Origin of the sequence: Staphylococcus arlettae, from assembly GCF_002902345.1 — a bacterium.
GTDB classification, from domain to species: Bacteria; Bacillota; Bacilli; order Staphylococcales; family Staphylococcaceae; genus Staphylococcus; species Staphylococcus arlettae.
Map to the genome: position 1 here is coordinate 542,179 of NZ_PPQB01000005.1, position 19,406 is coordinate 561,584.

The 19,406-nt window shown below is 33.7% G+C and carries 16 protein-coding genes; 1 reads left to right on the forward strand and 15 read right to left on the reverse strand.

Translation table 11 applies throughout. The annotated features are described in order from the left end of the window. Positions 1–129: 129 nt before the first annotated feature. The 14 genes from glpK to CD036_RS02840 all read right to left on the reverse strand — a co-directional run bounded on the left by glpK (position 130) and on the right by CD036_RS02840 (position 17,189). Positions 130–1,632 carry a glycerol kinase GlpK gene (gene glpK, locus CD036_RS02775; RefSeq protein WP_021458838.1) on the reverse strand — a complete coding sequence of 501 codons (1,503 nt, stop codon included), beginning with the start codon at positions 1,630–1,632 and terminating at the stop codon, positions 130–132. A 133-nt stretch (positions 1,633–1,765) separates the two neighbouring features. Further along, positions 1,766–2,584 carry an MIP/aquaporin family protein gene (locus tag CD036_RS02780; RefSeq protein WP_002511026.1) on the reverse strand — a complete coding sequence of 273 codons (819 nt, stop codon included), beginning with the start codon at positions 2,582–2,584 and terminating at the stop codon, positions 1,766–1,768. A gap of 912 nt (positions 2,585–3,496) precedes the next feature. After that, complete coding sequence (locus CD036_RS02785; RefSeq protein WP_002511025.1) at positions 3,497–4,030, reverse strand: glycerol-3-phosphate responsive antiterminator; 534 nt, start codon at positions 4,028–4,030, stop codon at positions 3,497–3,499. 12 nt (positions 4,031–4,042) lie between these two features. Then, positions 4,043–5,992 (reverse strand): DNA mismatch repair endonuclease MutL, encoded by a 1,950-nt coding sequence (gene mutL / locus CD036_RS02790; RefSeq protein WP_103387940.1) that lies wholly within the window; start codon positions 5,990–5,992, stop codon positions 4,043–4,045. Between the two features lie 10 nt (positions 5,993–6,002). Then, on the reverse strand, positions 6,003–8,612 hold the full coding sequence (mutS, locus tag CD036_RS02795) for a DNA mismatch repair protein MutS (protein ID WP_103387941.1): 2,610 nt from the start codon (positions 8,610–8,612) through the stop codon (positions 6,003–6,005). Between the two features lie 281 nt (positions 8,613–8,893). Then, positions 8,894–9,382, reverse strand: coding sequence for an energy coupling factor transporter S component ThiW (gene thiW, locus CD036_RS02800; RefSeq protein WP_002511022.1), 489 nt, complete (start codon positions 9,380–9,382; stop codon positions 8,894–8,896). A 30-nt stretch (positions 9,383–9,412) separates the two neighbouring features. Next, positions 9,413–9,781, reverse strand: coding sequence for a YlbF family regulator (locus CD036_RS02805; protein WP_021458841.1), 369 nt, complete (start codon positions 9,779–9,781; stop codon positions 9,413–9,415). Next, positions 9,781–11,334, reverse strand: coding sequence for a tRNA (N6-isopentenyl adenosine(37)-C2)-methylthiotransferase MiaB (gene miaB, locus CD036_RS02810; protein ID WP_021458842.1), 1,554 nt, complete (start codon positions 11,332–11,334; stop codon positions 9,781–9,783). The genes CD036_RS02805 and miaB overlap by 1 nt, the downstream gene beginning before the upstream one ends. Positions 11,335–11,683: 349 nt before the next feature. Further along, complete coding sequence (locus CD036_RS02815; protein WP_002511018.1) at positions 11,684–11,980, reverse strand: thiamine-binding protein; 297 nt, start codon at positions 11,978–11,980, stop codon at positions 11,684–11,686. A 150-nt stretch (positions 11,981–12,130) separates the two neighbouring features. Next, positions 12,131–12,754, reverse strand: coding sequence for a poly-gamma-glutamate hydrolase family protein (locus tag CD036_RS02820; protein WP_002511017.1), 624 nt, complete (start codon positions 12,752–12,754; stop codon positions 12,131–12,133). Between the two features lie 54 nt (positions 12,755–12,808). Next, entirely contained in the window at positions 12,809–13,429 is a 621-nt protein-coding gene (locus CD036_RS02825; protein WP_002511016.1) for a poly-gamma-glutamate hydrolase family protein, read from the reverse strand. Between the two features lie 228 nt (positions 13,430–13,657). Further along, positions 13,658–14,524, reverse strand: coding sequence for a 2-oxoacid:ferredoxin oxidoreductase subunit beta (locus tag CD036_RS02830; protein ID WP_103387942.1), 867 nt, complete (start codon positions 14,522–14,524; stop codon positions 13,658–13,660). Continuing rightward, entirely contained in the window at positions 14,525–16,285 is a 1,761-nt protein-coding gene (locus CD036_RS02835; RefSeq protein ID WP_021458844.1) for a 2-oxoacid:acceptor oxidoreductase subunit alpha, read from the reverse strand. It abuts the gene before it with no gap. Positions 16,286–16,397: 112 nt separating this feature from the next. Further along, positions 16,398–17,189 carry a TIGR00282 family metallophosphoesterase gene (locus CD036_RS02840; protein WP_002511014.1) on the reverse strand — a complete coding sequence of 264 codons (792 nt, stop codon included), beginning with the start codon at positions 17,187–17,189 and terminating at the stop codon, positions 16,398–16,400. 161 nt (positions 17,190–17,350) lie between these two features. On the opposite strand from CD036_RS02840, the gene CD036_RS02845 reads away from it, so the two are divergent. Continuing rightward, entirely contained in the window at positions 17,351–17,566 is a 216-nt protein-coding gene (locus CD036_RS02845) for a hypothetical protein (RefSeq protein ID WP_002511013.1), read from the forward strand. Between the two features lie 77 nt (positions 17,567–17,643). Here the strand turns inward: CD036_RS02845 and rny are convergent, their stop codons facing one another. After that, positions 17,644–19,203 (reverse strand): ribonuclease Y, encoded by a 1,560-nt coding sequence (gene rny / locus CD036_RS02850; RefSeq protein WP_002511012.1) that lies wholly within the window; start codon positions 19,201–19,203, stop codon positions 17,644–17,646. Positions 19,204–19,406: the final 203 nt, after the last annotated feature.

The following is a 19,406-nucleotide window of genomic DNA, read 5'->3' on the forward strand; positions in this document are numbered from 1 at the left end:
CTATAAAATTAAAAAAGTAGAGACCTATCCTATACATATAATTTTGTACGAACAGAGTCTCTACTTCTCACTTGTATTATTAACTTACCCTAATTGTAGCATAGTTAATTATTTTAAGTCCAATATTTTTTACTCTTCATCTAACTTAAAAACTTGTGTTGCTTCAACAGCTTTTTTCCAACCTTTGTACAATTTAGTACTTTCAGCTTCTTCCATTTCTGGATTAAATGATTTTTCTAATTTCCAACGATTAGCGATTTCATCTTTACTTTCCCAGAAACCAACCGCTAAACCGGCTAAGTATGCTGCACCTAATGCTGTTGTTTCATTTATTTCTGGTCTCTCTACTTCAACGTGTAACAAATCTGATTGGAATTGCATAATGAAGTTGTTTTTAACTGCGCCACCGTCAACACGTAAGTTATTTACTTTAATATCAGAATCTTTTTCCATAGCTTCTAATACATCACGTGTTTGATAACATAATGATTCCAATGTAGCTCTAATAAAGTGTTCTTTTTCAGTACCACGTGTTAAACCAAAGATTGCTCCTCTTGCTTCAGCATCCCAGTATGGTGTGCCTAGTCCTACAAAAGCAGGTACGACATAAACACCTTCTGTAGATTCTACACGTTCAGCATAGTTTTCAGATTGTGGCGCTGAATTTATCATACGTAAACCATCTCTTAACCATTGTATTGCAGATCCTGAAACGAAAATCGAACCTTCAAGTGCATAATGTACTTTACCATCAAGTCCATATGCAATTGTAGTCAACAAACCACTTTTAGATTTTACTGCTTCTTCACCAGTGTTCATTAACATAAATCCACCAGTGCCATATGTGTTTTTAACATCACCACGGTTGAAGCATGCTTGACCGAATAACGCTGCTTGTTGGTCACCTGCAATACCTGCAATTGGTACTTCTTGACCAAAGAAATGATAATCAATAGTATTACCATAAACTTCACTTGATTCTTTAACTTCAGGCAACATGCTTTCAGGTATATTAAGTATATCTAACAATTCTTTATCCCATTGTAATTCATGAATATTGTATACTAAAGTTCTACTTGCATTTGAGTAATCTGTAATATGTGCTTGTCCACCAGATAACTTCCAAACTAGCCATGAATCAATAGTACCAAATAATAAATCTCCATTGTCTGCTTGCTCTCTCGCCCCATCGACGTTATCTAAAATCCATTTTACTTTTGTTCCAGCAAAATATGGGTCTAACAATAGTCCTGTTTTTTCACGGAATTTTTCTTCAAGTCCTTGTTCTTTCAACTCTTGACAAATTCCTTGAGTTTGACGAGATTGCCAAACGATAGCATGGTAAACTGGACGACCAGATTTTTTATCCCATACTACTGTAGTTTCACGTTGGTTAGTAATTCCGATGCCTGCAATTTGTTCAGCACTAACATTTTTTTCATTTAATACTTCTGCAATAACTGCTAATACAGATGTCCAAATTTCATTCGCATCATGCTCTACCCAACCTGATTTAGGAAAGAATTGTTTAAATTCTCTTTGAGCAACACCATCAATCTCTCCATCTTTGTTGAATAATATTGCACGTGAACTTGTTGTTCCTTGGTCTATTGACAAAATATATTTTTCCATATTAATTAACTCCCTTTCTCTCGGTTGATTATACTTAGAACAATTAACATCTCAAGTATGCTTAGTTTTCAATTATAATCCTGTACCCTGCAAAATTATAAATAAACTATTGTTCAATGACTATGTTTATTTGTTATTTAACTGCTTCAACTTCTCCAGTTTTATCGGCTTTATTTAATAATACGCCAATAACAAGTGTAATGATGACCACTACAATTGTAACAATAGACATGATATCAAATGCGCCTTTGTAGAACAATCTATAAATTACTGCACCTAACATTCCTCCTGCAATCGGTCCTAATACGGGAACAATTGCGTAACCCCAATTCGAAGTACCTTTACCAAAAATAGGTAAAATTGCATGTGCAATTCTAGGACCTAAATCACGAGCAGGGTTAATTGCATAACCTGTTGGTCCACCTAAACTTAGCCCTATAGCAATGATTAAGCCACCTACGATAAGTGGATTTAAACCATCAGCTATTTTATTCATACCAATAAATAACAAACCTAACGTCAATGCTGTAGTACCAATAATTTCACTTAAAAAGTTAGCGAAATAGTTTTTAATTGCTGGTGCCGTTGAAAACACACCTAATTTTGCGCCTTGATCTTCAGTTGCTTTCCAATGTGGTAAATACATTAACCATACAATTGCACCACCGACAATACCACCTAGAATTTGACAGATGATATAACCAGGTACTACTCCCCAAGTCACTGCACCATCCATAGCCATAGCTATTGTAACCGCAGGATTAATATGTGCTCCAGAAATATTGCCAACCGCGTAAACACCAAATGTAACTGCTAATCCCCATCCAGCAGCAATAACAATCCAATCTGCTCCAGAACCACCAGTTCTTTTTAAGTTGACGTTAGCACAGACGCCACCACCAAAAAGAACAAGAATCAAAGTCCCCAAAAACTCTGCAAAATATACACTCATAGAGATTCCTCCTAATAAAGATAAAGAGACTCCTACAAATTATAGCCAGTTGAACGCTTCGAACCACCGGTTTAATAAATCGTAGAAATCTCCCATCTCTGTTCTAATATTAACTTGCCCTCATTTTACACTTTGTTTGTAAGCGTTGTCAATATTATCGTTAAAAAATTTGTCACAATTAAATCATTCTAAATAAAATACGTATCTTAAGAAGTCCAGTTTTGGTGATTATACAAGCTATAGTCACTGAAGATTTTTTTATTTTTATTTAAAAAGTTTTTCAAATAATAGCCTTTCAGATCATTACACAACCTTTTACTAACCACATTACGTTTTGAAGATTTATGTCAGCACACATAAGCGTGATATCTATGGAAACTTTATCTATAACATCTTGTTTTTTGTCAGTAAACAGATCTTAAGTATTAATTCTGCTAAAGTCATTTTTATAGATTGGCAGTAATTTATGCCGACTCCTGCGGGAATAGCACTCGCCGAAGACTACAAGCTGAGGCAGGGCCCGCGGAAAGCGTGCATAAAAAAACTGCCCACAAAGTCTGTGACTTTGTCGACAGGCTGCGGAGTGTGACAGAAATCTGTATTGTGACAACACCGTGTATCGTTTGTTACTGAACAGTTCCTAAATGTGATGTTTTATCTAAAAAATATAACTGATGCCTGCATGGTAATCCACTTTAGCTATTATTTTTGTGATACCAAATGGACTATGAATTAAATAAATAGTATCGGCAGTGATTTATGCCGACTCCTGCGGGAATAGCGCTAGCTGAAGACTACAGGCTAAGGCAGGGCCCGCGGAAAGCGTGCATAAAAAACTGCCAACAAAGTTGGAAACTTTATCGACAGTCTGAAACTACTGTTTTAAAATTTAAACGGTAGTCAATTTTTCTATCACCATAAATCGCGATCACTTGTTGTAATATATTTCGCACCATTACTTACTGCTTGTTCTACTTCAGATACTTCTTTAATTAATCCCCCAGCAATTACTTTTGTGTCAGTTTCTTCATCTATAGCTCGAATTGCTTTGCTAGCTATTCCTGGCAATACTTCAACAAAATCTGGTTCGACACGTTTAATTAATTCTATGCTACGCGTTAAAGCATGGCTATCAATAATAAATACTCTTAGCACTGTTGTTGTATTTAATGCCTTGGCTTTTTTTATTACTTTTGTTTTTGTGGAGATAATTCCAGCAGGTTGGTAGTTTTGAATAATATATTCACATGCGAATTCATCATGACTCATACCTTTTATTAAATCAATATGAATAAATGTTTTCATTTGATGTTTATTTAACAAGTCCATAATACTTTTTACGTGTCCTACATGTGTGTCTAACAACACACATTCATTATAATCTGTCTCAATAAGTTTTTCTAAATCTTTCATTGTGCGGATTGCAGGTAGTATATGTGGCTTCATTTGTCTCTCCTCCTACATAATACGTTTAAATAATCGTTCTAATTCATAATTCGAAAAGTTAATGATAATGGGACGTCCATGTGGACACGTAAAAGGATCTTCTGCATCACGTAATTGGTCGACTAAATCTGCCATCTCATTATGTTTTAAAAAATGATTGGCTTTAATAGATTTTTTGCAACTCATCATAATGGCTGCTTCTTCTCTAATTTTATTAATATTTACTTTTTTATGTTCCAACACATATTCTATCATATCTTCAATGATTTCTTCTGCTTCTAATTTTGGAAACCACACTGGATAACTATCAACAATATAATCATGTCCACCGAATGGTTCAAGTTGAACACCAACTTTAGCTAATTCTTCTTTATATTGCTCTATAATCATTAATTCATCCTTAGAAAAATGAAAAGTTAAAGGAATTAATAAATTTTGAACTTCATTCGATACATGACCTATTTTTTCCCTAAAGTATTCATACTTAATTCTTTCTTGAGCAGCATGTTGATCGATCATATACATACCATCTTCATTTTGAGCGATAATATACGTACCGTGCACTTGACCTACAATTTCCATATAGGGTACTCGACGTGATGGTGTTTGTGAACGTTGGTCTTTAATATCAGATGCTGTAACTTCATTGTCAACGTTAACAATTGGTACATCATCCTCATCTGTTAAGTTAGATAGTACCTCGCGTTGTTTTGCCTTATAATCTGCGTCAGTCTCCTCTTGTTGCGCTGTATCTGGAATCGATGTTGAGGAAGACTGATTAGTGTAACCCGATTCTGATTGATCTTTTACTTGGCTCGATGGTTCATTAGATGACGGATAGTTTGACGTTGCCTCAGTAGATGCTTGATGATCGTTGTACTGTTGACGTTGTTCAAAGTCAATTTTTTGCTGTTCAAATTGGTCAAGCACTTTATTTTTTTTATTTACTTTATCCAAATCATTATGTGGGATAAGGATTTTATCGTGAAATGCTTCTCTTATTTTTTCGACAATTAATTTATACAGTTGTTCTTCTTTTGATAATCTAACTTCTAATTTTGTCGGATGAACATTAACATCTACTAATATTGGGTCCATTTCAATATTTAAATAACAAATAGGATAACGACCAATAGTTAATAATGTATGATAGCCTTCTAAAATTGCTTTATTTAACACAAAATTGCGTATATAACGTCCGTTAATAAATATTGAAATATAATGCTTATTACTACGAGAATGTTCTGGTTTAGCGACAAACCCTTCTAAATGATAGTCACTAGTATCTCCTTGTATATGTACCAAATCTTTTGCTACTTTCATACCGTAGATTTCAGCCATTACTTCGTTCGTACGACCAGAGCCATTTGTCTTAATAATTTCTTTGCCATCAGCAGTCAAAGTAAATCGAATATTAGGATGACTCATAGCCATTCTATTAACGATATCTGTTATTTTACCTAATTCTGTATATAGACTTTTAATGTACTTTAGTCTAGCTGGCGTATTATAAAATAAGCTTTCCACCAATATATCTGTACCTTGTTTTGCTTTTGCAGGTTTTTGTTGTAAAATCGCACCATTTTCAACATAAACTTCATGACCTTCAAGATTATCTGTACAACTTTTCAAAGTCACTTTTGCAACGGATGAAATACTAGCTAATGCTTCCCCACGAAAACCTAATGTTCTAATATGAAATAAATCATCATCGTCATCTAGTTTACTCGTAGCGTGTCTATGAAAGACTAAAGCTAAATCATCTTCACTAATTCCCGTTCCGTTATCAACCACTCTGATAGAAGATACGCCAGATTGTTCAACTGCAATATTTATTTCTGTTGCTTGCGCATCTATCGCATTTTCTAACAATTCTTTCACTACTGAACCTGGTCGTTCTACTACCTCACCCGCAGCAATTTTATTTGCTAAAGAGGTTTGTAACTCTTTTATTTTTCCCATCTTTCCACCTCTATTTCAATTGATTTTGTAATTCATTCAACTTAACCAATGCATCAATAGGTGTCATATTAGATAAATTCAACTGTTTAATGGCTATTTCTACTTCACTTTCTGTTTGTGGTACATCAAATAAATCAAAAGTAGCTTGTTCAAACTGATCATCTCGATCTGAGTTATGACTATCATCAGTAACATTATTTTCATCAGTTGTCGTTGCTGCTGCATTATCGTAAGCGATAGTTGGTCCTGTTACTGTATCATGTTGTTCAAAAGCATTTAATATAACTTGAGCACGTTCTATAACCGCTTCAGGTAAATGGGCTAATTGTGCTACTTGTATGCCGTAACTATCATCAACTGCACCATCTTTTACTTTGTGCAAGAAGATTAATTCACCATTATATTCATTTGCAGCTACATGCACATTTTTTAAACATTTTAATGTTTGATCTAATGTAGTTAATTCATGATAATGCGTTGAAAATAATGTTTTAGCATGAGAAGTATGCGCCACATACTCTATCATAGATTGCGCTAATGCAAGACCATCATATGTGGAAGTACCTCGACCTATTTCATCAAAAATAATTAAGCTATCTGCTGTTGCATTTGCTAACGCTTTTTGTGCTTCTAACATCTCCACCATAAATGTACTCTTACCGGATACTAAATCATCTGCGGCACCAATACGTGTAAAAATTTGATCAAATATCGGTAACACAGCACTACTACACGGCACATAAGCTCCCATTTGAGCCATGATACTAATTATTGCTACTTGACGCATATACGTAGATTTACCTGACATGTTAGGGCCTGTAATTAAATAAATAAATGTATCTCGATCTAATGTACAATCATTAGGTACATAATCATTATAATCCATTACACGTTCCACGACAGGATGTCTAGAATCATTAAGTTGCAAAGTTTTATCTTCACTAAAAGTAGGACGGACATAATTGTATTTTTGTGCAATTTCTGCAAAGCTTTGTAAACAATCTAGTTCTGAAATAATTTTAGCTTGTTGTTGCAGTTGCGCAGTGTAAGATTTTACATGTTCACGAATCTGCGTAAATAATTCATATTCCAAGTCAACAGCTTTATCTTCCGCACCTAAAATAATATCTTCTTTTTCTTTTAATTCATCAGTGATAAAGCGTTCTGCATTGGAAAGCGTTTGTTTTCTATTGTATCCATACTGTTCAGGATCAAAGCCTTGTAAATTAGCACGTGTAATCTCAATGTAATAGCCAAACACTTTATTATAACTAATTTTCAGTGACTTAATTCCTGTGCGTTGTCGTTCTTTAGCTTGAAGCTCTGCTAACCATGTTTTACCATTTTGAGAGGCTTCTAAATATTCATCTAATTGTGAGTTGAATCCTTGTTTAAATAACCCACCATCTTTAACTGAAATAGGTGGTTCATCTACTAGACTTTGTTCTAACAACTGTAACAAATCATCTAATGGTTCTAATTTGAGAAATTGTTCACTCATTTGATTATCAAAAGAGTTCAATAACGTTTTTATATTCGGAATTTCCATAATCGAATGCTTCAATTGAATCAAATCTCTCGCATTGACATTGCCATAGCTTACACGTCCAACTAAACGTTCGATATCGTACACTTGGTTTAAATAGCCACGCAGTGTATCTCGTTCGATAAAATGACTTAAGAACTGTTCAACAGTGTTTAAACGTTGTTCTATTTGTTGATGATTTATTAACGGTCTATCTATCCATTGCTTTAATCGTCTCGCACCCATAGGTGTTTTCGTTTCATCCATAAGCCAGAGTAACGTACCTTTTTTAGATTTTAATCTAATACTTTCAGTTAATTCTAAATTTCGCTTCGCGTAAAAATCCATTTTCATAAAGTTAATAGCTTCATAAGTTACTACTGTCTCAATATGAGATAAGTCTCTTTTTTGTGTATGATGGATGTAGTCTAGTAACAACTGCGTTGTATAATACATAGTGTGATGTTGCAATTGATTTACGTTATACATCATATCAGTAATTGTATCTACGACTGTAATTGTTTCCGTAGTTAAGCTAATTTGTCTTTTTAAACTATCACTTATTGGCTTATGAACTACTATTTCATTAGGATTAACTGTCGTAATTTCATTGATTAATGTCGCTTCATCTGTAAAATGTGTAACTTTTAGTTCACCTGTTGAAACATCACAATAACTAAGTGCAAAATTCGTTTCATCTTCAATAAAACTTAGTATATAATTATTTTGAGTGTCATCCACACCACCGTGCTCCATTACTGTACCTGGAGTCACTACTCTGACAACTTCTCTTTTTACCATACCTTTGGTCAATTTAGCATCTTCCATTTGTTCACAAATCGCCACTTTATAGCCATTATTAATTAATGTTTCAATATAACTATCGGCAGAATGATAAGGCACACCACACATAGGTATCGGATTTTCTTTTTTGGCGTCACGTTTAGTTAATGTAATTTCCAATACACGAGATGCTTCTTTTGCATCTTCAAAAAACATTTCATAAAAATCACCTAGTCTAAAAAATAATAGACAATCTTGATATTGCGCTTTAATTTTCAAATATTGTTGCATCATTGGAGTTTCATTAGCCATGTTATTTTTTCACAATCCTTTATTCAGTCTTCTATGTTTACATTTATCACGTATTTTATATGTTAAGTGGAATTGTAGCCACACCTTTTAATATTTAACTCTTAAATTTTAACATAAATAAACAAGCAAGCCCATTTTAACAAAACCGTGTTCACCTAAGTTAAATTACTAAAATATGAAAAAAACGAAGGTCACACGACATACATTGATTACACTTTCAATACATTAAATTTAAAGTGTGATTCCAATATATGTATATGAACTCCGTTTAGTTTCATGTTCTATAAAAATCGTTGTAAAATTCCTTTTTTCTTCAACATCATTAAAATGATATAACTAATTATGGCACCAATCATACTTGATACAATAAAAGCAATCATTAAGGGTTTAATAGCAAAATGTTGTAAACCTACAATCCAAGCAAGTGGGATACATATTAAACTACCGATAATTCCTGTACCTATTACTTCACCAATAGCTGACATAAAGATATGTTTACGGTAAATGTAAAATACACTAGCTAATAAGACACCAATCATACTACCTGGAAAAGCAAACACACTGCCTGTACCAAAAATCATACGTAAAGTAGATGAAATAACTGCCTGAGCTAGGCCAAACCATGGTCCAACGAAAACAGCACATAATACATTAATTAAATGTTGTATTGGTGCAGCTTTCACTGGCCCTAACGGGATAATTATTACACTACTTAGCACAACATTGATGGCAATCAACATTGCTGTAATAGTTAATTTTTTTGTATTCAACTGTGTTCACCCTTTCCATGATGTTACTTATTACTTTTGGTTGTTAGTTGAATCATTTAATTGGTTCAACTCATCTTCCATCGTGCTAATCATCATTTGCAATAAATCATTTGCATCATATTGCAATGAACGAAATTCTTCAACTATCGGCATAGTATTAATAATTGATTCAATATCACTAATTTTATCTTCAGATTGTTTTAATGCATTCATTTTACCATAGTTATGCAAATTCACTGATTGCTTTTGGTTTTTCTTTAATTCTTGCATTTTTGATTCGATTTGATCATTTTGATGAATTTGGCGTTCCACCTGTTGATAGTCTTTAACTGTGTCTAAATCTTGAATTTGTTGGACAATGAAATCCGTTTCGGTTAATATTTGCTCTTTATTATACACTATGGCATCACCACTGTTTTTTGAGTTTGTTGTACAAACGTACCATTCAATGAGTATTGTTTCGCTTCGTCAATTTTTACATCTACAATTTTACCAATCATTGATTTGGGTGCTTTAAAGTTAACTAATTTGTTTTTATCAGTATAACCTGATAAAACAGTATCATCTCTTTTACTTGTACCTTCGCATAATACTTGAACTATTTCACCTTCGTATTTACTCATAGCACGTTCTGAGTAATATGACACTTTTTTATTCAATGCTTGTAAACGTGCTTTTTTCACATCTTGTGGTACATTATCTTTCATTTTAGCTGCCGGAGTACCATCTCTTTGAGAGTATATATACGTATAAGCATGTTCAAATTCAACTTCATCATATAACGACAATGTTTCTTCGAATTGTGCTTCAGTTTCATTCGGATAACCTACAATAATATCTGTTGTTAAAGCGATATCTGGAATCGCTGTTTTAATTTTATTCACTAATTCTAGATAGCTTTCGCGTGTATATTTACGTCCCATTATTTTCAATACTGCATCATTACCAGATTGTACTGGTAAATGAATATGTGGAACAATATTTCCACCTTTAGCAATAATATCAATCATGCGATCTGTAAAATCCCATGGGTGACTAGTCGTAAATCGGACACGAGGTATATCAATTTTAGAAATATCTTCTAATAAATCTCCAAGACCATAGTCAATTCCTTCGATATCTTTGCCATAAGAGTTAACATTTTGACCTAATAATGTGATTTCTTGATAGCCTTCTCTAGCTAAGCCTCTCACTTCTTCAATTATATCTTCTGGTCGTCTACTGCGTTCTTTACCACGAGTAAAAGGTACAATACAGTAAGTACAGAATTTATCACATCCATACATAATATTAACCCAAGCTTTAATATTACCTGCACGTACTTTAGGCAAGTTTTCTACTACATCGCCTTCTTTTGACCACACTTCAACAACCATAGCTTTTGATAAATATGCCTCTTCTAAAATGGCAGGTAAACGATGAATATTATGTGTGCCAAAAATCATATCAACATTTTGATAAGATTTTAAAATTTTATTTACTACAGATTCCTCTTGAGACATACAGCCACATACACCTATTAAGGCATCTGGGCGTTCTCGTTTTAAATGTTTAAGGTTACCTATTTCACTAAATACTTTATTTTCCGCATTTTCACGTATCGCACAAGTATTTATTAATATAACATCAGCTGTATTGATATCATCTGTTGCTTGATAACCTAAGGCACTTAAAATTCCAGCCATAACTTCTGTATCGTGTGCATTCATCTGACAACCATATGTTTTGATTAAAAAGGTACGTCCTAACCCCATATTTCTATATTTTTCTTCAATTTTAAAATCGTCGTTATATTGTACTGATTGCTTACCACGTTTTTTAGCTTCTTTTAAACTTGGTGGCTGATAAACATGTTCAAAATATTTACTATAATCTTTCGTTTCTTTCTCTGCTTTCTTATCGCGCTCATCTAAAATGTTTATAGATGATTGCTTTCTTTGCTCTTCATTCACTTAAAAAACCCTTTCTGTAGCCAAAGTGTTTATGAGTTTGTTTAGTGAAATATTACTAGGTGCTATAACACCGTTATAACACCTAAATCGTTTATAATATAGTTAATTATAATTTCACATATTGACTTGTGCCTAAAAGTAGTCTACGCCCACATTTGTTACAATTAGCGCACTTCATTAACGTTAAAACTCAATACACTTTATACATGCCCTTAATCATTCTTTTATTATATTAAATGTCGTCCACTTATGCAAAATGAATTATCAGCTACTCATTTATACATTAATTGTACACTGCGCGTATTTGTCTATTACTCACTAAAGTAAAATGCTTATCTTTACTTGCTGTTTAAACTTCATCATATTTTCCTGTTAACGTCTCAATCGTAATGCCCTCTGGTGCATGATAAAATTTCACTTGACTTATAATACTAGGAACTTCTAATTCTACCATACGATCATTCAGTTTTTGCAATAATATTAAGCATTCATTCATATCCCCTTGCACTGTCGTATCAAGTGGTCCAACTCTATAATCAAGTCCTGAATCGTCTATGACTTTTATTGCTTCATCAACATATGGGATAACATCTTCTCCATTTGGCGTTTTTGGTATAATTTGAACACTCATTAACGTATCATCCATATCATTAACCCCTCTCAAAACAGTAATATTCTTCTCCAGTGTACCAAATAAGCAGATTGAGTAATAGCGCAAAACTCCTTTATTTTAGCAAGCCGTACTATGCTTACTTACAGTTCTATATTGACATAAATATTTCATTTTACACTAATATTATTTATTACTGGTTTCAATAGCTTTGATGATAGCATCTGCAAATGCATACATATGGTGATTCCAATTATCTCTACTTTCACGATGTTTTCTATTAAACTTATAATCTTTAAAAAAACTTTGTCTTAATGCTGTAGTTAATTCTAATTGCACTCCAGCATTTTGCTGTGTGTAATTAATAATATTATCATCATGTTTACCCGATAGATGGTCAGGCGCTTTAGCTACTTTAAAGTTAGCTTTAGTTAACAACTGCTCAATTGAAGCCATAAGTGATTTGTCTTTACCACCAATATACACAATTGATTCATCACCTATACAACCATGAATTGCTACTGCTTGATACACTTTCGATACCATAACTTGCATAGTGGATTGATCGTAATGGCGAGAGGTGACATGTAATTCGACATTTTTTTGTCGTCGTAATCCTTTAAAAGTATAAAAGCTATAATGTCCTTTTTCTGCAATTAAATCACATACTTCTGTAGTTCCCGGTTCGATACCGCCACCGTGAATAGCTGCAATTAACACCGCTGATTTCACATCACGTGTTATGATGTCCCAATCCTTATTTTTAGTAGTTGCATTTTCTAATTCAGTCATTGTGCGAAATGTATCCATTAAAGATACCCCCTTAGCAATAATAGACCGAATTAACACAATCGATATATTGCTTTATTCATATTGATAAACTTCAACTAGTGCCTGTGCGATTTGATACATAAACGGTGCCCAGTTATCTTTATTCACTCTATCTTGCTCTTTAAACTGACGATTCTTAAACAATGCTTTTCTAAATGCAACAGTTAATTCCAATTGGATACCTTGCTGGCGTTTACTTTGATTAACAAAGTTATCAGCATGCTTTCCCGCTATTGGCGATGGCGCATCTTTAACAACCACACCCTGAGCCGTTAATTTAGATTTAATTCGCTCAATATAAGTGCTATCTTTACCGCCAATATATATTTCTGGTTTGTCACCCATACACCCATGAATGGATAAAGCATGCTCCTTTTCTCTCACCATAGATAGTAATAATGGATCATCAAAATGATTCGCAGTCACGTGTAGTTCATGGTTTTTATTAGGGCGTATAGCATTAAAACTATAATAATCATAACCACCTAGTTGTGCAATCAATTGTGCAATTTCGCTCGTTCCTCTTTCAATTGCACCACCGTGTATAGCAGCTACAAGTACGTGACTGTCTCTATTTATAGTCTCAATTTCCCAATCTTCTTGAGCACTTGTTTGCTGAAATAGTTCAGTCATTGATGTATATTTATCTACCATAACTTGTGCTCCTTATATGTAATGTTTATTTGATTATACGAAATTTATTTCACATTAAAAAGAAGGAACGCAACTACAAAATCAATTTAATCGCGTTGATTTCATAGGTCGTTCCTATATTAGTAATATTTTAATTCATGTCATCACTATTCATTTATCTTTAGTAGCGATATTATACACAAATTTACTTGGGCATTTTTAAATAGTAAAATTCATCAATTATTATTCTTAGACAAATTGCTCAATTAATTCATTGAATTGTGTTTCATCAATGTGAATATCTTTTTTAGCTAGTGACGTCTCACCTAGCTCGTCAATTTGCGATTCATAAGAAGGTGTTTCACTATCTTGATATACGATTCCTTTAACTAAAGATTCGTAAGCTAAAATATTACGCATTGCATTTTGCTTATCTGTAGCATCATAATCTTCGATATCTTCTATGCTCGTTAAATTTTCTTTAAACCAGTCATACGTATTAACTTTATTATATGTCACACATGGAGAAAACACATTGACAAAAGAAAATCCATCGTGGTTAATTGCCTCTTCTATCATCTTCGTTAAACCTTTAATATCACTAGAAAATCCTTGTGCTACAAACGTCGCTCCAGAAGAGATAGCTAGCTCTAAAGGAGCTACATTTTGTTCAATATTACCTTTAGGTGTAGATTTAGTAATAAAACCAGGAGCGGATGATGGCGATGTTTGTCCTTTAGTCAAACCATAAATCTGGTTGTCCATAACTATATATGTCATATTCATATTTCGACGTAATGCATGTATTGTATGACCCATACCGATAGCATAACCATCACCATCGCCGCCAGATGCAATTACAGTCAAATCTTTATTTGCCATTTTCACGCCTTGTGCTAATGGTAATGAACGACCATGCACGCCATGTACACCGTATGCATTGATATAGCCTGATAAACGTCCAGAACAACCAATACCAGTAATAACTGCAACTTCCTCAGGTTCTAAACCAACATTTGCTGCTGCTTTTTGAATCGCAGCTTGCACTGAGAAATCTCCACATCCTGGACACCAATTGGGCTTCACATTGTTTCTAAAATCTTTAAATGTTGCCACTTAAACCAGCTCCTTTATTTCTTTAGCCACTGCTAAACCTTTTTCTTCTATTTCATGAGGTAAAAATGGTGTACCGTCATATTTAGTCTGGTTTACCAATTTATTACCTATATTCACATTCATTTTAATAATATTTGCTAACTGTCCTTGATAGTTGTGCTCAGCAATTATTACTTTTGATGCTTTATTTACTGCTTGCTGCACAAGTTCATTTGGGAAAGGATGTAATTGTCTGATTTGTAAATGATTTACTTTTATACCTTGCTGTTCTAAACGTTCTTTACCTTCAGCAATTGACCCTTTAGTTGATATAAATCCAATATATAAAATATCTGCTTCATCATGTTGTTCATCTATATCAACTGGATTATTAATGAGTAAATGTTGTGTTTTACGCATACGTTTTTCCATTTGTTGTTGTCTGTTATTAGCTGCTTCACTCGTTTTACCTTCTTCGTTATGCTCAACTCCAGTGACATGATGTATACCACCTTTCAAACCAGGAATCGGTCTAGGTGAAATACCACTTTCTGTTAAAGCATAGCGTTTAAAGTAGAGTTTATCATCTTCATCGCGTTCAATATCAGACTGTAATAAAGCGCCACGTTTAATTTCAATTTTATTATAATCTAAATGTTTTACTGTTTGTTTTCCTAATGATAATTGTAAATCACTTAAAACAATAACAGGACATTGATATTCCTCAGCTAAGTTAAATGCTTCAATAGTTAAATAGAAAGCATCTTCAGCGTCAGTAGGCGCAACAACAATCTTTGGTATATCTCCATGAGTACCATAAATCATTTGCATTAAGTCTGATTGTTCTTGCTTTGTCGGCAATCCTGTAGATGGACCACCACGTTGTGTATTAATAACCACAAATGGTGTTTCGGTCATACCTGACAATCCAATAGCTTCCATCATCAATGATAATCCCGGTCCGGCACTTGCTGTAAATGCACGCACTCCAGCATAATTGGAGCCAATTGCCATGTTAGCTGCAGCAATTTCATCTTCTGTTTGTACTACAGTTCCACCAACTTTTGGTAAATTGGCAATCATATACTCCATAATTTCTGATGCTGGTGTAATTGGATAAGCAGCCATAAATCTTGATCCTGCAGATAAAGCGCCTAAACCAATCGCATCATTACCAATCATATATAAATGCGGTTGCTCCGCAGTATCTGTTAATTCAAAATCACCAATTAATGTACTTTGTTGTTCTTGCATCAGGCGATAGCCTTCTTGCAATGCTTGAATATTCATTTCAACTACTTTATCGCCTTTTTTGCTAAACATGTTTGTAATTAAAGTTTCTATGACAGTAGTATCAATATTCATAATTGAACATGTAGCACCAATTGCTACCATATTTTTCATTAATGCAGTACCAAGTTCTTTCGCTGTTGCAGTAAATGGTAAATCTATGAGTTGCGCTCGACAATCTTCTGGTTTTTCTGGTTTAGCTTTACTGTCAGCTATAATAATGCTATCTTCTCTCATTTCATGATGATTGACTTCAATTGTTTCTTGGTCAAATGCAATGAGTAAATCTAAATCATCGCTAATAGCATGTACTGGTGTTGTTGATACTCGAATTTTATTATTTGTGTGACCGCCTTTAATACGACTTGAAAAATGACGATAGCCGTAGAGATAATATCCTTTACGATTCATAGCAGTGGCAAAAATTTCTCCTGTTGATTCAATTCCTTCGCCTTGCTGACCGCCCACTTTCCATGATATTTGTGATCTCATATCATCTTGCCTCCTAGTGGAAAAATAGTTCATATTTTATAATACCAAAAGAAACCACTCTATTACTATGTATAGAATGGTAGTTATTTAAATTCATACTAATGGACGATAGTTAGTTAAAGGGATGATCGTCGTTGATTAACACACGCTCTATGTGCTTTGTACGTCCATTTTTATCTATATCTATTACTACACCTGATAACACGCTTCTACCATCATCTGGCAAGACGTGACGTTGTGGCAAACTTGTAATAAAACGAGTAATAACTTCATCTCTATTTATACCTAATATTCCATCATAATACCCTGTCATACCGACATCGGTAATATAACCCGTACCTTGAGGTAAAATTCTTTCGTCTGCAGTTTGTATGTGTGTATGTGTACCTACTACCGCACTAACTCGACCATCTAAATACCAACCCATAGCATTTTTTTCTGATGTTGTTTCAGCATGAAAATCTACAAAAATATAATCGGTAACTGCTTGAGCTTCTTTTATTAAGGCATCAGCTTTTTTAAATGGATCATCAATGTCCTGCATAAAGGCACGACCTTGTAAATTTATAATAGCTAATTTAATATCATTAATTTGAATAAAACGCATACCTACACCTGGTGCTTCATCAGGAAAGTTAGCTGGTCGGACCATTCTATTCGCTTCTTCTATAAAGTCATAAATTTGACGTTGACCATAAGTATGGTTTCCCATTGTTACAAAGTCTACACCTTCACGAAGCAATTGTTTATAAATCTTTTCAGTCAGACCTTTACCGTGTGCGGCATTTTCACCATTTACGATAGTTACAGTCGGTCTATATGTTTGTTTCAGTTTTGGTAAATATGTTGTTATGGCTTCACGTCCAATTTTGCCAACTATATCTCCAATAAATAATATTCTCATTACAAGTTCATCCTCTCATATTGTTAGTTTAATGTATATTAAACATATTGAAAAGGATTATAATTAAAATGATATAGTTAAATTTAGTTTTAAAATTTGGCTAAGTGGTATTTATATAAGTAGAGTATTGAAAACAAATATATAGGAGTTGTAAGTTATACATGTCAATTAACATTGATCCAGAAAAGTTTGCAAATTTAGTAGTTTCAGCCAATCCATCGAAAAGTGAGGATGCAGAAGACATTGCAAAAGACAGTCTTGAATTATATATCAATGCATATCGTTTAGCTGAAAGGTACGCTAATCTTTCTACAAATTGTTACGATACGGCAGAAGTAATCCAAGAAGTTAAAGTTACTGATCTGGAATTAAGTTAGTATCCATATACTTTTTAGTACAATTTAGAAAGCATATTGATATTAATAAAAAACGGTCGCCTTAAAGGCAACCGTTTTTATTTTGCATACTCAATTGCTCTAGTCTCACGAACAACTGTCACTTTTATATGACCAGGATATTGAAGTTCATCTTCAATTTGGCTCTTTATATCTCTTGCTAAGCGATGTGATTTTAAGTCGTCTATAGCATCTGGTGAAACAATAACTCGAATCTCTCTACCAGCTTGAATTGCGAATGCTTTATCTACGCCATCATAGCTTTCCGATAACGTCTCTAAGCGCTCTAATCTTCTAATATAGTTTTCTAAAGTTTCTTTACGAGCACCAGGTCTTGCAGCAGATAATGCATCAGCAGCAGCTACTAGAATAGAAATAATAGATGTTGGTTCAACATCTCCATGGTGTGAATGAATAGCATTAACCACTGTTTCAGTTTCATTATATTTTTTAGCCAATTCAACACCAATTTCTACGTGGCTACCTTCTACTTCATGATCGATGGCTTTACCAACATCATGCAATAAGCCAGCTCTTTTGGCTAAAGTTATATCTTCTCCTAATTCAGCAGCAAGCATGCCACTTAAATGTGCCACTTCAATTGAATGTTTTAACACATTTTGTCCATAACTCGTGCGGTATTGTAAACGACCTAAGATTTTAACTAAATCTGGATGCATATTGTGTACATTTATTTCAAATGTCGCTTGTTCTCCTGCATCACGTATAATATCATCTACTTCTTTCCGAGCTTTATCCACCATATCTTCAATGCGTCCTGGGTGTATTCTACCATCAGAAACGAGATTGACTAATGCTGTTCTAGCAATTTCACGTCTGATTGGATCAAATCCTGATAGTATAACTGCTTCTGGTGTGTCATCGATAATTAAATCAATACCAGTAAGTGTCTCGAGTGTTCTAATATTTCTACCCTCTCTACCAATGATCCGTCCTTTCATTTCATCGTTAGGTAAATTAACAACCGATACTGTAGATTCTGAAGTATGTTCTGCAGCTAGTCGTTGTACCGTTGTTGCTAATAACTCTTTTGCATTTTTATCGACTTTTTCTTTGGCTTCTTTCTCTTTTTCCTTAACAAGTATTGCAATATCTTGTGACAATTCGTCTTCAACTCGTTTAAGTTGCTCATTAGCTGCTTCTTCTTGAGTGAGACCAGAGATGCGTTCTAATTCTTGTTCATGTTTATTTATTAATGATTGAACACTACTCTCTTTTGCATCTACTTGTTGTTGTCTTTCTTCAAGTTTAGATTCTTTTTGCTCTAAAATTTCATCTTTTTTATCAAGCAAATCAGATTTACGCTCTAAATTTTCTTCTTTTTGAAGTAGGCGACTTTCTTGCCTTTGAAGTTCTCCTCGTCGTTCACGAAGTTCATTTTCACTTTGTTCTTTTAACAACTGATTTTCTTCTTTGGCTTCAAGCAGTTTTTCCTTTTTTAGGTTTTCAGCTTCTTTATTCGCCTGATCGATGATATCTTCGGCAGTTTGTCTTGCTTGTAATTGCTTTTGATGTAGCAATTTACGGGCACTAAAATACCCTACAACAACTCCCAGAATAATACCTAGCAAAATGAGTAGGAGGTCTAATAAATTCACATAAACACCCCCCTTTTTCTAGGATTTGCTCTTTATATCAAAATAAATATGATTTTAATGAATTATATAACAATCATACAGTCCAATTGTACGTTTTAAAACTAAGAAGTGTCAAGATATCGAACTACAATTATATAATTTCAATTAACAGAGATTTTAATACTATATTAAAATAATTTATACATAATAATATGTATATTTAG

Coding starts and splice junctions, on each gene's coding strand:
- CD036_RS02780 (WP_002511026.1), bottom strand. CDS start 2,584: ATGAGTGTATATTTTGCAGAGTTTTTGGGGACTTTGATTCTTGTTCTT.
- CD036_RS02835 (WP_021458844.1), bottom strand. CDS start 16,285: ATGAGATCACAAATATCATGGAAAGTGGGCGGTCAGCAAGGCGAAGGA.
- mutS (WP_103387941.1), bottom strand. CDS start 8,612: ATGGCTAATGAAACTCCAATGATGCAACAATATTTGAAAATTAAAGCG.
- mutL (WP_103387940.1), bottom strand. CDS start 5,992: ATGGGAAAAATAAAAGAGTTACAAACCTCTTTAGCAAATAAAATTGCT.
- CD036_RS02785 (WP_002511025.1), bottom strand. CDS start 4,030: ATGAAGCCACATATACTACCTGCAATCCGCACAATGAAAGATTTAGAA.
- CD036_RS02820 (WP_002511017.1), bottom strand. CDS start 12,754: ATGGATACATTTCGCACAATGACTGAATTAGAAAATGCAACTACTAAA.
- CD036_RS02825 (WP_002511016.1), bottom strand. CDS start 13,429: ATGGTAGATAAATATACATCAATGACTGAACTATTTCAGCAAACAAGT.
- CD036_RS02845 (WP_002511013.1), top strand. CDS start 17,351: ATGTCAATTAACATTGATCCAGAAAAGTTTGCAAATTTAGTAGTTTCA.
- CD036_RS02815 (WP_002511018.1), bottom strand. CDS start 11,980: ATGGATGATACGTTAATGAGTGTTCAAATTATACCAAAAACGCCAAAT.
- glpK (WP_021458838.1), bottom strand. CDS start 1,632: ATGGAAAAATATATTTTGTCAATAGACCAAGGAACAACAAGTTCACGT.
- CD036_RS02840 (WP_002511014.1), bottom strand. CDS start 17,189: ATGAGAATATTATTTATTGGAGATATAGTTGGCAAAATTGGACGTGAA.